The organism is Lactobacillus sp. IBH004, from assembly GCF_026185255.2.
GTDB lineage: Bacteria > Bacillota > Bacilli > Lactobacillales > Lactobacillaceae > Lactobacillus > Lactobacillus melliventris.
The window spans coordinates 721,624-738,059 of the sequence record NZ_CP110217.2; the positions used below are offsets into that span (position 1 = coordinate 721,624).

14 protein-coding genes are annotated in these 16,436 nt (G+C 37.2%); 10 read left to right on the forward strand and 4 right to left on the reverse strand.

The window, feature by feature from the left end; genetic code table 11:
• Positions 1 to 27 precede the first annotated feature (27 nt).
• From LDX54_RS03685 to whiA, 4 genes are all read left to right on the forward strand, one after another.
• Positions 28 to 570 (forward strand): DUF308 domain-containing protein, encoded by a 543-nt coding sequence (locus tag LDX54_RS03685; RefSeq protein WP_122025857.1) that lies wholly within the window; start codon positions 28 to 30, stop codon positions 568 to 570.
• Positions 571 to 664: 94 nt separating this feature from the next.
• On the forward strand, positions 665 to 1,543 hold the full coding sequence (rapZ, locus tag LDX54_RS03690) for an RNase adapter RapZ (RefSeq protein ID WP_046324617.1): 879 nt from the start codon (positions 665 to 667) through the stop codon (positions 1,541 to 1,543).
• A gap of 5 nt (positions 1,544 to 1,548) precedes the next feature.
• A complete protein-coding gene (locus LDX54_RS03695; RefSeq protein WP_046324618.1) occupies positions 1,549 to 2,574 on the forward strand; it encodes a gluconeogenesis factor YvcK family protein in 1,026 nt (341 codons plus the stop codon).
• Between the two features lie 6 nt (positions 2,575 to 2,580).
• Entirely contained in the window at positions 2,581 to 3,516 is a 936-nt protein-coding gene (gene whiA, locus LDX54_RS03700) for a DNA-binding protein WhiA (RefSeq protein ID WP_265666833.1), read from the forward strand.
• A 50-nt stretch (positions 3,517 to 3,566) separates the two neighbouring features.
• Here whiA and clpP read toward each other — a convergent pair whose 3' ends face one another.
• Positions 3,567 to 4,151 (reverse strand): ATP-dependent Clp endopeptidase proteolytic subunit ClpP, encoded by a 585-nt coding sequence (gene clpP / locus LDX54_RS03705; protein ID WP_034977497.1) that lies wholly within the window; start codon positions 4,149 to 4,151, stop codon positions 3,567 to 3,569.
• 159 nt (positions 4,152 to 4,310) lie between these two features.
• On the opposite strand from clpP, the gene LDX54_RS03710 reads away from it, so the two are divergent.
• Positions 4,311 to 6,020: an SH3-like domain-containing protein gene (locus LDX54_RS03710; protein ID WP_265666832.1), complete on the forward strand. Its 1,710-nt coding sequence runs from the start codon at positions 4,311 to 4,313 to the stop codon at positions 6,018 to 6,020.
• An 86-nt stretch (positions 6,021 to 6,106) separates the two neighbouring features.
• Here the strand turns inward: LDX54_RS03710 and LDX54_RS03715 are convergent, their stop codons facing one another.
• The 3 genes from LDX54_RS03715 to LDX54_RS03725 form a co-directional block, all read right to left on the reverse strand.
• Positions 6,107 to 7,381, reverse strand: coding sequence for an ISL3 family transposase (locus LDX54_RS03715; RefSeq protein ID WP_265666831.1), 1,275 nt, complete (start codon positions 7,379 to 7,381; stop codon positions 6,107 to 6,109).
• A gap of 327 nt (positions 7,382 to 7,708) precedes the next feature.
• Positions 7,709 to 8,155, reverse strand: a complete 447-nt coding sequence (locus tag LDX54_RS03720; protein ID WP_199726686.1) for a Fur family transcriptional regulator — start codon at positions 8,153 to 8,155, stop codon at positions 7,709 to 7,711.
• An 80-nt stretch (positions 8,156 to 8,235) separates the two neighbouring features.
• On the reverse strand, positions 8,236 to 9,678 hold the full coding sequence (locus LDX54_RS03725) for an amino acid permease (RefSeq protein ID WP_046324621.1): 1,443 nt from the start codon (positions 9,676 to 9,678) through the stop codon (positions 8,236 to 8,238).
• Positions 9,679 to 9,844: 166 nt separating this feature from the next.
• Here LDX54_RS03725 and LDX54_RS03730 point away from each other — a divergent pair, with 166 nt between their 5' ends.
• The 5 genes from LDX54_RS03730 (at position 9,845) to LDX54_RS03750 (ending at position 16,431) form a co-directional block, all read left to right on the forward strand.
• Complete coding sequence (locus tag LDX54_RS03730; protein ID WP_265666830.1) at positions 9,845 to 11,371, forward strand: GW dipeptide domain-containing protein; 1,527 nt, start codon at positions 9,845 to 9,847, stop codon at positions 11,369 to 11,371.
• A 177-nt stretch (positions 11,372 to 11,548) separates the two neighbouring features.
• Positions 11,549 to 12,571 carry an ornithine carbamoyltransferase gene (gene argF / locus LDX54_RS03735; protein WP_265666829.1) on the forward strand — a complete coding sequence of 341 codons (1,023 nt, stop codon included), beginning with the start codon at positions 11,549 to 11,551 and terminating at the stop codon, positions 12,569 to 12,571.
• A gap of 430 nt (positions 12,572 to 13,001) precedes the next feature.
• Positions 13,002 to 14,033 (forward strand): sugar-binding domain-containing protein, encoded by a 1,032-nt coding sequence (locus tag LDX54_RS03740; RefSeq protein ID WP_046324624.1) that lies wholly within the window; start codon positions 13,002 to 13,004, stop codon positions 14,031 to 14,033.
• Between the two features lie 63 nt (positions 14,034 to 14,096).
• Positions 14,097 to 15,113, forward strand: coding sequence for a type I glyceraldehyde-3-phosphate dehydrogenase (gap, locus tag LDX54_RS03745; protein ID WP_046324625.1), 1,017 nt, complete (start codon positions 14,097 to 14,099; stop codon positions 15,111 to 15,113).
• A gap of 106 nt (positions 15,114 to 15,219) precedes the next feature.
• A complete protein-coding gene (locus LDX54_RS03750) occupies positions 15,220 to 16,431 on the forward strand; it encodes a phosphoglycerate kinase (protein ID WP_265666828.1) in 1,212 nt (403 codons plus the stop codon).
• Positions 16,432 to 16,436 lie beyond the last annotated feature (5 nt).

Below are 16,436 nucleotides of genomic sequence, written 5' to 3' on the forward strand. Positions count from 1 at the left end.
TAAAATATAGCGCAAGGAGGAATAAAAATGGATAATTTTTCTAGTTACGGACAAAATCGTGGTTTTAATTGGGCCGCATTTATTTCTGGGATTTTAATGGTAATTGCCGGGTTATTTCTATTGCGGCACCCTGGTAAAGCACTACACGCATTTGTCTTGCTGTTTGCTATTGTCTCTATTGTCCAGGGATTTGTTTGGCTGGTATTTTACAGCCGTTTTCGGTATTTTATCCCTTCTAGCTGGTGGTCAATTGTTTCAGGAGTATTGGACATTATCGTTGGAATTTTGTTTCTTTACTCATACGACGCTGCTGGATTAACAATTGCCTACCTTTTTGCTTTTTGGTTCTTATTTGATTCGATTACCGGTATAGTTTTTTCATGGCAGATGAGAAGAATTTCTAATTTCTTCTTTTGGCTAAACCTAATATTAAATATACTAGGATTATTGATAGCAATCAGCCTGATGTTTAATCCGGCATTGTCTGCTTTAACACTAATTTGGTTAGTGTCATTCTGGTTATTAATTTTTGGAATTAATCAAATTATTGCAGCTTTTGTTAATCGCTAATAAATAAAAAGTTCATTAGAACTTTTTTTTTACTCAAAAAAGTTAGGAAAAACCTGGTATGGTATAATTTTATTAATAGGGGGGTAGTTTGAAAATGGCTGAGCACAAAAAGCAACTACTGATTATTACAGGAATGAGTGGTGCGGGCAAAACCGTGGCTTCTCATGCTTTGGAAGATATGGGCTATTTTATAGTTGATAATTTGCCTCCATCGCTTTTACCTAGTTTTTGGGAATTAATTGTCAGGTCGGATGATTTTACTAAAGTAGCAGTGGTAATTGATTTACGAGTTAGACGGTTTTATAAAGACTTAGATAACGAGATCAATTCGCTTGAAGATAATGGCAACGCTCAAACTAGAATTGTATTTCTGGATGCTTCCGATAACACTTTAGTAGCCCGTTACAAAGAGACAAGGCGTGTGCCACCATTGGCAAGCAATGGTCGTCTGCTTGACGGTATTTTAGAAGAAAGACGAATTTTAACAGGTATAAAGAATCGAGCTAATGACATTATAGATACCTCTAATTTGTCACCTAAGGAACTAAAGCAGGAGCTGATTAATAGATTTAGTAAACAGCATAAACAGCCATTTTCCATTGAAGTATTATCTTTCGGCTTCAAATACGGTATGCCAATTGATGCAGATATTGTGATGGATGTCAGGTTTTTGCCTAACCCATTTTATATACCTGAATTAAGGCCATTTACGGGACTCGATAAACGGGTTTTTAATTATGTAATGGATAAAAAACAAACCCAGACTTTTTATCAAAAATTTTTAGACTTATTAAAAGTTGCTTTGCCAGGGTATATTAATGAAGGCAAAAGCAAATTAACTATTGCAATTGGGTGTACGGGTGGCCAGCATCGCAGCGTTGCAATTGCACAGCAATTGGCACAGGACTTGGCTGAAGACTATACAGTTGATATTACGCACCGCGAAATTAGTCGTTACACTAGAAAAAGGTGATTTTCATGACATATGCTGAAAAAGTGATTCGTGTAACTAGAAGTAGAAGACCACAGATTGTGGTCATTGGTGGTGGAACTGGGTTGCCAGTTGTTTTGAATGCGCTTAAAGAACAAGAAGCTGAAATTACTGCCATTGTGACGGTATCAGATGATGGTGGTTCATCAGGATCAATTCGCAACTTTATTAATGTTGTTCCACCTGGTGATATTCGCAATGTGTTGGTTTCTTTAAGTGGAATTTCACAGGAAGAAAAAGATATTTTTCAATATCGGTTTGATTCCTCCGATTCATTTTTTTCAGGGCATGCTATCGGAAACTTAATCATTGCTGCTTTGAATGAGATGCATGGCAATATTTTTGATGCTGTCCAGTCTTTGTCTAAAATGATGCATGTAGATGGACACGTGTATCCTGCCTCTAACGAGCCCTTAACACTTAATGCTGAGTTTGTTGATGGGACCATTCAAGCAGGAGAAAAAGAAATTACTGATAAGGATAAGAGGATAAAACGAGTTTGGGTTACCAATACAAACTCAAATTCTGAACCAAAAGCCGTGTCTAAAGTGCTAAATGCTATTAAAAATGCTGATGCAGTAGTGTTAGGACCCGGAAGCTTGTTTACTTCAATCTTACCTAACCTGATGATACCTAATTTAGGCGAAGCTGTTAGGAAAACTAGTGCAGAAGTAATATATATTTGCAATATTATGACACAGCTTGGTGAAACCGATCATTTTTCAGACTGTGATCACGTTAAAGTAATTAACGCACATCTTGGTGGTCATTATATTAATACTGCTTTAGTTAATGGTGCCAAAATTGACATGTCTAAGTTTAATCCTAGTGATTACGATGCCTATATTGAGCCGGTGAAAAGAGACTTTAACGGACTGCGCGAGCAGGGCTGTCGGGTGATTACCGATGATTTTATTGACCAGCGTAGCGGCTTGGTTTTTCATGACGGTAAGAAGGTAGCAAAAGAAATCATCAACCTGGCATTTGCCGCAATGGCTCGCAGGAAGGAATAACAAATAATGGCCAGCTATGCTAGTAACGTAAAAAAAGAGTTGACTTCGCTGCCCATTCACTGCGAACATGCCAAAGCTGAATTGGCTGCTTTCCTGCGTATGAATGGCGTTTTGAATTTTCATGAGCACAAATTTAGTCTTGATATCACTACTGAAAATCCTGCCATAGCTAGACGTATTTTTTCATTGATAAAAACTGCATATAGGGTTGAACCACAACTGATAGTCTCTCGCAAAATGAAGCTTAAAAAAAATAATCAGTATTTGGTGAGATTACAAAATCACGTGAAAGAAATACTGAATAATTTGGAAATTTTGACCCCAAGCTTGAATTTAATTACTAGCATTCCTAAAAGAATAATTAATTCACGGGAAGGGTCGATGTCATATTTGCGTGGTGCTTTTTTAGCCAGTGGCAGTGTGAATAATCCTAATACGAGTCGGTATCATTTGGAAATTTATTCTATTTATAAAGACCATAATGACGATTTGCTTCATATTATGAATGACCGCTTTAATCTGAATGCTAAAAGTACACCAAGAAGGCGTGGCTATATTGTTTATTTAAAAGAAGCCGAAAAAATTGGTGACTTTTTACATATTGTCGGAGCATTAAATGCAATGTTGTCTTTTGAAGATTTGCGCATTATGCGGGATATGCGTAATTCTGTTAACAGGTTGGTCAATTGTGATACAGCTAATTTAAAAAAGACGGCTAATGCAGCAGCCAAGCAGGTTGAAGATATTGAGTTGATTGAACGTAAAATTGGGCTAGAAAACATTCCTGAAAAATTGCAAGGTTTGGCTAGACTAAGATTAGATGAACCGGAACTATCACTGAAAGAAATAGCGCAACAGGTGCCAGATGGTCCGATTTCAAAATCTGGAGTCAATCATCGCTTTAAAAAAATTCACGATATTGCTGCAAGTTTAGAGCAATAAAAAAGAAACTCATCAAATGATGGGTTTCTTTTTTTTTCAGTTTATTGTTACTATTTCTTTTGATTAACCATAATTTCATCGATTAAACCATAGTCTTTAGCTTGCTGTGCGGTCATGTAATTGTCCCGTTCAGTGTCCTTTTGAATCTTTTCTAAAGGCTGACCAGTAGTTTCATGTAAGATCCGGTTAATTTTTTCACGGCTCTTTAAAATTTCATTGGCTGCAATTTGAATATCGGTTTGCTGACCCTGTGCACCACCTAAAGGTTGATGGATCAAAACAGTCGAATTAGGTAATGCAAAACGTTTACCTTTTGCTCCGCTAGTCAGTAAAATGGAAGCCATAGAAGCTGCCATGCCGATGGCAATAGTTGAAACATCTGATTTAATAAAGTTCATGGTATCCATGATTGCCAAACCAGAAGTAATCACACCACCCGGTGAATTAATGTAAAGTGAAATATCCTTGGTGTTGTCTTGAGCATCAAGAAATAGTAATTGTGCAATAATTGAATTGGCCATATCATCGTTAATTTCGCCGCTAAGCATGATGATTCTGTCTTTCAATAAACGTGAATATATATCATATGCGCGTTCGCCACGTGCAGTTTGTTCAATAACTGTAGGTACAAGCATCTTTCTACCTCCTAAATATAATTAGCACTCTATCAAGTACAGTGCTAATTAAATCACTTACATTACTTGCTGTCAATGAAAGTGTATTAATTTTGTATTCTTTTTAGTGAGAGTTTTATTATATAATTTAAAGGTAAACTAAATATTGGAGGATATATTTTGAAGCTTTATAAGAAAAAATTACCATATTTACTGACATTGGTTGTCGGATTACTAGTTTGTACCGGCTTGTCAACTACATCAGTTGCGGCAGATTCGAATAGCGCTCAACCGCCAGTTCAAGATGACAGCAACAAGTCATCAAGCAACTCAACTGATGTAAATAATGATAATAATGCCACTAATGATCAAACAGGTAAATCTGATCAAACTGGGACAGACGACACCAATACTAAAAAACCTAAGCCTAAGCAAATTGTTACTGGTTTTTCTATGATGACCAAAGTTGCGGGCAACAAAAATTATAAGGTCTGGAAAGAAGTAAATAACGGAAAAGTTAGCACCAAAGTAGCTGACGGCATTAACTTTCGTTACAGTCATATTCAATCAGACCAGTTGATTGAAACTAAAAAATACCGCTATTGGCGCATTTATGTTAATGGCAGACAAGTAGGGTATGTTAATGAACGTTACTTTGCCAGAAATCAAATTGCGGTTCCTAAGACTATATCTCTAGTGCGCAATGAGTTCTACAACTTCCCCACCAGAGATGCTATTTCTTATATAACTAACAGCATGGGTACAGTAATTGACAACAGTCAAGTAACTGTATCAAAAGATAGCATTAATTGCGGGACTCCTAAGACATATAAAGTTAAATATACTTATGGAGATGCAACTGCTACAGTTAAAATAACTGTTAGAAAGAGTAAAAAAGAAGGGGTGGTCGATGCGAATACCGTTGCCTCCTTCCCAGCGCAACCTGGTACAAATGATTATCAGGCTTGGAAAACTCATTACGGTTCATCATTAAATTATATTAGCCCTACAGAATACACGCCTGAAACCAATAAACATACTTTGACTAGTGGTGATTTGACCTTAAAGACACGGTTATATCAACCAGTCTTATTAAGTGTAGCTGATCCCTCAGACGATAATATTAACCGTGTTGGTCACATTCCAGAAGGTGTTACCGTTTCTAATGGCTGGGCATATACCAGTCTTTTAAGTCACACAAATTTGGTATCTGGTCATATTGTTGGTTATGATCTGAATACTTTAACTGACCCGTTTGATGCGCAACATTTACTTGATATGTCGCAAAAGAAGTTTAACAATTATGTTAAAAATATCAAGGTAAGTCCCTATATTCCAATTGGCCATGGTCAGGCATTGGGCGCAAGTGATAAATATATTTATGTGTTAAATAATGATAATACGCTAAATGACACTAACGACTCTGAAGAATTACTTCAAATTCGTAAGGGTGATTTACAAATTAACAAGATTTGGACAATTAAAACTTGGATTGATGATGGCAAGAGTAATCGCTATTTCCAAAATGGTGTAATAGTATCGGATAAGGATATGTACACTGTTTACCATGACACTGAAAATAATTGTTATGAATACTGGGAATTCACTCGTACTGGAGATAATTGGTATCCAAAATTAGTCGGTAAAACCGATGGCAACTTTGTAAACAATAATTCACCTGTTCAAGGTTTTACTTATGATACCAAGAATAAAAACTTTTACTTGGCATTCAATGACTTAATCTTTAAGATTGGCCGCGATGGCAAATTAAAAGATACTTATTCTTTTGATACCGGTCGTGAAATTGAAGGTTTATCAGTTAGTGATAATAAATTGTATGTAAACCTTGCACAAAGAGCTGAATTATTGGTAAGCATGAATATTAAATAAAATAAATATTTTTAGATGAGAGCTGAAAAGCTCTTATTTTTTTGGCTCTTTGTCAAATCCTGTTGATAGAGCTTAAATGAATAGAATCAAGCAGCTAAAAAACTGCTTGGTTCTTTTTCTTTTACCTTGTTTTCTGCTAATCTAATCCTGGTTAGCAGATTGTGGAAGTTGGCGTAGCCAAAAGCTGTGCGCTCAATTTGTTTAATCTTGCGATTGAAGCCCTCTAAGCAGCCGTTGGAATAATTCAATGTTATCCCGTTAATTACTGCTTTCAGGTTATGCTTAAAAGTTAACAGGGTTTGATGCATTTGCCAGCCAACTTCTTCTTTAGCATGAATCACTTCTTTAATTGCCAGCGGATCTTTGGCAGCCAAAGCATCATAAAATGCCTGCAGCAGGTTGTAGGCATTAGTAAGCTCCGTGCTGCAGGCGATGCCTTCGTTGACTATCTGCTCTTGCGTCAGATTGTCTTTGTAGTGCCAATTGTAATGCGGATGAATTTTGTCGAGTGCCTGGTACTTCTTGAGATACAGTTTCCACGGTGATTTAAGCAGTTTGTATTTTCTGCTGGTCTTTTTGAATTTCTTCATGACCTGCACGCGCAGGGAGTTGAAGGAACGCGTAAGCATTTGTACCATGTGAAAGCGATCAAGCACAAGCTCAGCGTTGGGGAAGCATGCTCGCACAATGTCCTGATAGTAAAAATTCAGGTCCAGAGAAACTGTTTTGACGCCTTGCAAAGCCGCTGGCGCAAACTTTTTGAAGTAGGCAATAATTGCTTTTTTATAGCGTGTTCGGAGAATCTGAACCACCTCGTGTTTGTCGGCATCAAGACAAATAAAATGCAAGGTGCGGTCAACGCCTTTAAACTCGTCGAAGGCCAGATGCTCCGGCAAATAATCATAGCTGCTACTAAACTGATGCGAGCAAGAGCCCAGCACTCTTTGCACCGTATTGACAGAAACATTGTTTTCCCGGGCAATGCTGGTCATTGAGCGGTCTTCTGTTAAAGCACTGAGAATTTTGAGCTTAGAATGCTGGGAAATACAGCAGTATTTGCCTACCAGGTCAGATTGAGCCATTGAGCGTTTATTGCAGGTGCGACACCAGACTCTCTGCTTAAAAAGTCTAATAATGACTGGCTGACTGGCATTGGCAGCAGGATAGCGGATTTCGGTTTTCAAACGGCCATTGTGCCGCAGCTCCTGTGAGCCACAAAAGGGACAACTGGGCTGCAATAAGACAGCTTGGTAAACCTTCTGCTTATAGCCGTTAGCCAAACGGAAGAAATAATCTTCAAAAACAATGTTTTGATCTTTAATATCAAGAGCAAATTTAATATAATTATTAAAAGAGGACATAATTCAAACCTTCTATAAAATATTGGGTGAAGTTAATATTTTATTACAAGAAGCAAGAGGAAGATGTCCTCCTTTTTTATGCAATAAAAAACCTATTAACAGCTTACCACATGGATAAGTCATCAACAGGATAAATTATAGAGCCATTTTTTTGGTTTAGGAAATGTCGTAAAAAACCTGAAAGTTATCTATTTTAGGAATTTTGCCATATTGTGATTGAGATATTTATTAAAAAAGTAACATTAAAAGACTAACCTAAATCAAATATTGAAAGTTAGTCCATAATTAGAATTTGATTGTTGTCTGAATTTTAAGATTTTGCATCTTTCAGCTCTTTTTTTCTTTGCTTTGGCAGTCAGGACAAAGGCCATAGATTTCAACGTGGCTTGATGAAGTGACAAAACCAGTTTGCTTGTCTGCCTCAGTTCTCATCTGTTCTTCAATTCTCCCAAAGTCAGGATAATAAACATCGGCAATTTTACCGCACTTTTTACAGATAATATGAAAGTGTGGTTTTACAAAATAGTCATAGTGCAGAGAATCATCACCATTTTTAATTTCTGTTACGATCCCCGCGTCTACTAATTTGTTGAGATTGTTATAAACAGTTGCACGATAAGCTGGCTCGTCTCCACTAATTGCTGTAAAAATTGTGGAAGCGGTGGGATGATTATGATGTACCATTAAATATTCAAGTATTTTTAAACGCGGTTTAGTTACTTTTAAGTGATGGCTACGTAACAGACTTCCTGCTTCATCAGAAAAATTAGGCATGATTCTCATCTCCTCAATTAATTATAGTGTAGCATTTTTTATGTAAAAAAACCGCCTATTGCTAGGCGGTTAAGTATTATTTAGCTTATTTTTTCTTCTTGTTTTCGTCTGATTGTTGGCATAATTAAACCAAGTAGGAATAATACCACTGGAGTGGCAATATTTAAACAAAGTGTGAATGGATCATTTGAATACATTCCCATTAAACAACAAGCAACTGTAACGGCTAATCCCCAAATTCCGGCAGTATAGGCTAACCACTGATGCTTAGTCATTTGATAGTTATCAGTACCGTTATGGAATTTTTCATGTTGTTTACGCAAAGCTAAGTAGGCAATGAAAACCCATAAATAACGCATTGGCATCACTATCGAATTTAGTTTAACTAATTGTGCCATTACGGTTTGTGCATCAGGCATAACAGCTTGCAATGCAATGATACCACCTGAAAGAATAACAATCATCCAAATACCGTTAATGTAAGCTCCATGTTTGTTGACTTTTAATAACTTTTTCGGAATAAAGTCTTTTGCCTCTTTGCCTCCCAGAAGCATTCTCAAAGGAGCATCAATACTAATAACCAGTGCTGAAAACTGTCCGATAACATTGCACCAGGCATAAATATAGAGGAATAATCCGCCCACACCATAATATTCACCTAATTTTTGAAAAGCAATGTACGGACCATTCGAAATGTATTCATTCAAATTGCCATTAACTACTTTAGGATCAAACATTAATGCTAAAGCAATAGTACCTAAGATGGCAGAAATCATTACCATTCCCGCTAAGCCCAACATAGCTTTCGGAAAATTTTTTGCAGGCTTTTTTAATTTGTTAACGTATGGTGAAATCTTTTCAGCTCCACCTATAGCAAATACCAAAATTGAAAGTGAAGTAAAGTACTTCGTATTAAAATCTGGCATAAAGTTTTGCCAATTCCAGTTTATGCTGTTGAAACTAGCATGCGGATTAATCATCGGTGCCGCAAACATCATGATAATAAAAAGAATTGACATGATAAACATTGAAGTTCCAGCAATTGTTGATAAAGTTTTAATTACTGGAATCCCCCGGCTGGCTACCCAGCAAAAGAACAAAAATACTGCTAGCGTGGCTAATTGCGTCCAAGCTGTTGGCAAACTATCATACCATTTAGTATTACCAAAAATGCCCCAAGCCATGCCTCTTAAGCCCGTTGTACCTTTACTGGAAATATAAACCACATGTACTGCCCAGAATGTCCAACCAGCATAGTAGGCCCATTTAGGTCCGATAGTGGCGTTAATCCAGGAAGCAACGCCACCCTCTGAATCTTTAAAAACTGATCCAAGTTCACCGACCATCAAGGCGTAAGGAATAAAGAAAAGCAGGAAAATAATAATCCAGCTGAAAATTACTTTGGTACCATCAAAGTATATGAATCCGTTAACAACGTTGCCAAAGCTCCACACAATAGAGAAAGCCATAGTGGCCAGCGTTGTCCACATCATCTTTTTAGAATTGTTTGGTGTTTCACCCATGAAACTTCTCCCTTATATAAAAATAACAATTTTTTATTTTAACTTAAATGTTTTTAAAAATCTAATAATAAGTCACTTGAAATTAATAACAAAAATAATTATTGATATATGAATTAAAAAAGTGTAAAACTATTATTATATAGTAGAAGAAGGGGTTGTAAGTTTAATGAAAAGAAAATTTAAAAGTAAGCTGCTGGTTGCTGGGACAATAGCTGCACTTGGCTTATTTGTTGGGAGTAATAATTCTTATATTTCTGCAAAAACTTACCACAAAGCTGTTACTAAAATAGCCGGTAATGGTAATTATGCAGTTTATCATTATGCTTCAAAAATGGGACCATCTGGCAAGTTTACGTCGACTAAATATTTTAAGAACGCACAGATTCAATCTAAACAGTCAATTGCCACTAAGAAAGGCAAGTTTTGGAAGATAATTGTTGACGGGCGTACGGTCGGCTGGGTTAACCAGAACTTTTTTGCCAGAAACAAGATTTCTGTTGCGCAGAACGTAAGTTTAGTGCAAAACAATCAATATTCGTTTAATACTAAAGATGCCATTAATTATGTGACTAATAGTGCAGGTACTGCTGTAGATACAAGCAAGGTAACAGTTTCTAAGTCAAAAATTAGTTCGGGCACTCCTGGTAAGACCACGGTTGACTATAGTTATGGCAAGGCTAAGGCAACAGTCAATGTTACTGTTCGTTCAGAAAAGAATGAGGGTATAGCAAGAGCTGATAAAAAGCCTATGAATGGACCAAAGGAAGTCTCAACTTGGAAAGGTAGTTCCAAGTCTTCTTCAAGAAACTGGAACGCAGCGCATCATTATACTTCCGAAACTAGATCTAATACATTTAAGGCTAACGGTTTAACTTTAAAAACCAAGCTGTTCCAACCTCGTTTTGTCAGTCTTGGTTACAATCAATCTGGTGATAAGATGGGACAAGTAGGTGTAATTCCTGAGGGCATTACCGTGAATGGTTCAAACTTTACTGTTGCTCTATTTAATTCAAGTAGTGCACAAAAGGGTCATTTAGTTTCTTATAATTTAAAGCATATTAATAAATTTAAGGCACAAAATTTACAAACATTGAGATGGTCAACCTTCAAGAAATATGCTTCACATATTAAAGTTAGTCCTTATATCAAGTTAGGTCATGGTCAGGCTATCGGCTCATCAGCTAATTACATTTATGTAATTGCTAATAACAACACCTCTAGCAATTCAAGTGCTTCTGAAGAAATTTTACAAATACGTAAGTCAGACATGAAGATCAATCAAATCTGGACCTTTAGAATTTCTAACTATGGTAGTCCTAGATACATTCATAATGCCACCTTTGCCGGTGACAACACAATGTACTGTTTATTCCATAATGGTGGAAACGGCTATTATGAATATTGGAAAGTAACTCGCAACGGTGATTCCTGGACTCCCGTTGAGGTAGGAGCTACTAAAGGTAACTTTGTAAGTAATGGTTCTCCAGTTCAAGGGTTTACCTACGATCAAAGTCATAACCAATTTTATATTGGATTTAATGACTATATCTTTAAAGTTGGTGAAGACGGAACCTATAAGAGCACCCATCACCTTCACGTAAGACGCGAAATTGAAGGTTTGTCTGCATCTGGTAATAAACTCTACGTTGAATTTGCACAGCGCGGAGAATTAACAGCCGGTAATACATATTAAAATAATAATGTAAGTCATTGAAATATTTTTCAGTGGCTTTTTTTATTTATAGTAGAAGTTTAGTGGCTAAAATAGTTAAGACTTTCTATATTTGAATGTAATTGTTTTTCAAATAAACTTAGTTTCTGTATTATGGTAGGCGATAAGAAAAGTAAAGAATACAAAAAGGAGGATTTTTTGGTTAAAAAAGACTTTATTGATACTTGTGGCTTTTCAAGAGACGAAATGCAATACCTGGCTGATTTAGGTCTAAAAATTAAGGAGACTATCAACCATGGCTATTACCCTCAGCTTTTAAAAGGCAAAAGCTTAGGTATGATCTTTGATCAAGTATCTACTAGAACGCGCTGCTCTGCCGAAACAGCAATGACTGAATTAGGAGGACATGCTTTGTATTTAGCTCCAGGGCAGATACAACTAGGAGACAATGGTCATGAGGGTTTGGCTGATACCAGTCACGCTTTAGGCGACTTAGTCGATATTATTGGTGTGAGAACCGCTAGTCATGACGATATTGTTACGATTGCTCAAAATTCGCATGCACCTGTAGTTAACTTCATGAGCGATGATGACCATCCTACTCAGGCTTTAGGTGATTTGATTACAATTAAAGAATTTTTACCGCAAGGTAAAAAATTATCTGATATTAAGCTGGTCTTTGTAGGGGATGCAACGCAAATTACTGTTTCTGCATTATTTTTATGCGCTCAAATGGGAATGCAATTTGTGCAATACGGTCCTAAAGAAAAGCAATTATCTCCAAAATTATTGCGCAAAGCAGAAAAAATAGCTCAGCAAAACGGTGGCACAATTAATCTATCTGATGATGAAAAAGTCTTAGAAAATGCTGATTTTATTTACACGGATGTTTGGTATGGCCTATATGATCAAGAACTTGATCAAACAGAGTATATGAAAATATTTTATCCTAAGTACCAGGTTAACGCAGAGATGTTGGCTAAAACGCACAATTCTGCAGTTAAATTTATGCATTGTTTACCTGCAAACAGAGGGGAAGAAGTGACAGCCTCTGTGCTTAACGGTGAAAAATCAATTGTTTGGCAACAGGCTGCGAACAAAAAGACGGCAATGAGAGCAATATTTACTTATTTACTTAAAGATAAATTAGCTAAAGAAGATTTTTCGAACAAGATTGATAATGAGCTTCAAAGAGATTTAAAAAATATGCTTGAAAAGTAAAATAAAAGAGTAGCTACTGCTAGATTGCGACAGCTACTCTTTTTAAATTAATTCAATGGGTCCCCTGAGAGTCGAACTCAGATTTTAAGAACCGGAATCTTACGTGCGATCCATTACACTAAGGACCCGAATTTGCACAACAACAAGTATAACAGAAAAGAAACAAAAATTGAATTGTTTTTTATTGATACTGACAAAAGAGTTGCAGTTTTGCATGTTTTAGTATCAATATCGACTAATTTATTAAGACTTTCTAATTGCGGCAATTTAACTTGAATTATTTTTGGAGTGTTGCTATACTGTATTTGTCGATTGAGGAATGGCTAAATTGATTAATGTCAATTTACGTTTCTCATATATTTTTAGACAATCTGGGACACCTAATGACAACAAATGGGTCAATTTGGTCCCAGAAGAAGGAGAGAAATTAATGTACTCGGAATTTCCTGTGCTTGAAGCTCTCGTTCCTGACATCTTAAAAGTTTTTCGGCAAAGATATCTTGTTCTTGAGCAAATATCGCTTAATGCACCTGTAGGTCGCAGAAGCGTAGCTCAGTCTTTAGGACTATCTGAAAGAAACGTGCGAACAGAAACTGAGTATCTGCGTGATCGAGGTTTGATTGAGATCAAAAGCTTTGGCATGTTTATGACAGAGAAGGGCAAAAAAATATTGCAAGAGGCGGCACCTCTGATAGATCGGTTGTTTAACGCACGCAAAACAGAAATTGATTTAGCGCGTAAACTCGGTATCGAGCGCACAATTATTGTGCCAGGCGATAGTGATTTACAAGAACTGGTATATGAGAGAATGGGTGAAGAGCTTAATGCAGCTCTTGATTTACTGTTACCCCTAGGACATTCAATTATTACTGTTTTGGGTGGTGAAGCTCTTGCAAAATCGACTAGGAATTTGTCTAAAAGTTTAAGTAAAAATCGACAACTGGAATTTGTGCCAGGTCGTGGGGCTCTGGGTGAAAATGTTGCTATTCAAAGCAATACTATTGTGCAGAAAATGGCTGCTGAAACTGGTGGTAAATATAAAACATTGTATTTACCGGAGCAGATTTCTCAAGCAGCTTACAATTCTTTGATTCGTGAATCTACTTTTACTGACGTGCTGGAAGATATTTCTCAGACGGATGTAGTAATTCATGGAATTGGACTAGCTCACGACATGGCAAGACGCAGAGGATACGATTCAATTCGCTTATCTGAATTGCGTGAAAAAAAAGTAGTCACCGAATGTTTCGGGTGTTTCTTCGATGGCGAAGGGAAGATTGTCGACCGCGTACATCAGGTTGGTTTGCAGTTTGAGAATCTAAATAAAATACCTCACATATTTGCATTTGCTTGTGGTGGCCGCAAGGCTAAAGCAATCAAGGCTTATATGCCAAATGCTCCACATCAAACCTGGTTAATTACTGATGAAGGAGCCTCAGAGAAGATTTTAAAGGAGAAGTAATTCTCATTTAAAATAAATTGATGTTTACAGTTCTTACATAGTTCTTAAGGAGGACTTTAGAATATGACAGTTAAAATTGGTATTAACGGCTTTGGCCGTATTGGTCGTTTGGCATTCCGTCGGATCATGGATTTAGGCGAAAAGTCAAAGGATATTGAAGTTGTTGCTATTAACGACTTGACTACCCCAGCACTTTTGGCACACTTGCTAAAATATGACTCAACTCATGGTACTTTTGACCACGAAGTTTCAGCTACTGAAGATTCAATCGTTGTAGATGGTAAGAAATACCGCGTATACGCTGAACCACAAGCTCAAAACATTCCTTGGGTTAAGAATGACGGTGTTGACTTTGTTCTTGAATGTACTGGTTTCTACACCAGCAAGGCTAAGTCACAAGCTCACCTTGACGCAGGTGCCAAGAGAGTCTTGATTTCAGCTCCTGCAGGCAATGACTTGAAGACTATTGTTTACTCAGTAAACGATGATACTTTAGATGCAAACGACAAGATCGTTTCAGCTGGTTCATGTACTACTAACTCATTAGCACCAATGGTTGACGCTTTGCAAAAAGAATTTGGCATCAAGGTAGCTACTATGACTACTATCCACGCTTACACTTCAACCCAAATGCTTTTGGACGGACCTGTTCGTGGTGGTAACAAGCGTGCCGCTCGTGCTGCTGCTGTTAACATTATTCCTCACTCAACTGGTGCTGCTAAGGCTATTGGTCTTGTTGTTCCAGAATTGAACGGTAAAGTTAACGGTCACGCACAACGTGTTCCAGTTACTGATGGTTCATTAACTGAATTAGTTTCAATCCTTGACAAGAAAGTTACTGCTGACGAAGTTAACTCAGCATTGAAGAAGTACGAAAGCCCATCATTTGCTTACAACGATGACGAAATCGTTTCAAGTGATGTAGTTGGTATGACAGCTGGTTCAATCTTTGACCCAACTCAAACTATGGTAACTACTGCCGGTGACAATCAATTAGTTAAGACTGTTGCTTGGTATGACAACGAATACTCATTTACTTGCCAAATGGTTCGTACTTTGTTGAAATTTGCTACTCTTTAATCTGTAATATTTGATTACTGTTAAGTGGTGAAAGAGAAGGCGGAGGGAAATTCTTCCTTCCGCCTTTTTTTCAAAATAAAAATAATTAAATTATCGGAGGATATAGATGGCTAAATTAATTGTTTCTGACCTTGATGTAAAGGGCAAAAAGGTTTTAGTTCGTGTTGATTTTAACGTGCCAATTAAAGATGGTGTGATCGGAGATGACAACAGAATTGTTGCTGCACTTCCTACTATTAAATACATCATTGAAAATGGTGGTAAGGCAATTTTACTCAGTCACTTGGGACGTGTAAAGTCAGATGATGATAAGAAAGAATTGTCATTAAAACCAGTTGCTGAGCGTTTGAGCGAGCTCTTAAAGAAGCCAGTTACCTTTGTTCCAGCTAACGAAGGTAAAGAAGTTGAAGATGCCGTTGCCAAGATGCAAGACGGTGACGTTGCTGTTCTTGAAAACACTCGTTTCCAAGATATTGACAATGACTTTGGCAAACGTGAAAGCAAGAATGATCCTAAGTTAGGTGAATACTGGGCTTCATTAGGTGACATGTATGTTAACGATGCCTTTGGTACTGCTCACAGAAGTCACGCATCCAATGTTGGTATCGCTGAAGCTATGAAGAAAGATGGCAAGCCTGTTGCTGCTGGTTTCTTAATGGAAAAGGAAATCAAGTTTTTAGGTGATGCTGTTGCTAATCCTGTACACCCATTTGTTACCATCTTAGGTGGTGCTAAGGTTTCAGACAAGATCGATGTTATTACTAACCTCATTCCAAAATCTGACCACATTTTAATTGGTGGTGGTATGGCTTATACTTTCTTAGCTGCCCAAGGTCATGAAATTGGTAAATCTTTGTTTGAACCAGATAAAGTTGATCTTGCTAAAAAATTGTTGAAAGACGCTGATGGCAAGATTGTGTTACCTGTTGACAATGTCGCAGCAACCGAATTTTCAAATGATGCAGCTCGCAAAGTTGTCGGCGATGACATCCCAGAAAACATGATGGGTCTTGATATCGGTCCTAAGACTGTTGCTAAGTTTAAGGATGTTTTAAAAGATGCCAAGACTGTTGTTTGGAATGGACCAATGGGTGCCTTTGAAATGTCCAACTTTGCTGAAGGTACTCTAGAAGTTGGTAAGGCTCTTGCTGATTTAACTGATGCTACTACTATTATCGGTGGTGGTGACTCAACTGCAGCCGCTAAACAACTTGGTATCGCTCCAAAGATCACCCACATTTCAACTGGTGGTGGTGCTTCTTTGCAATATCTTGAAGGTAAAGAATTACCAGGAATTGCCTGCATTTCAGACAAGTAGACTTT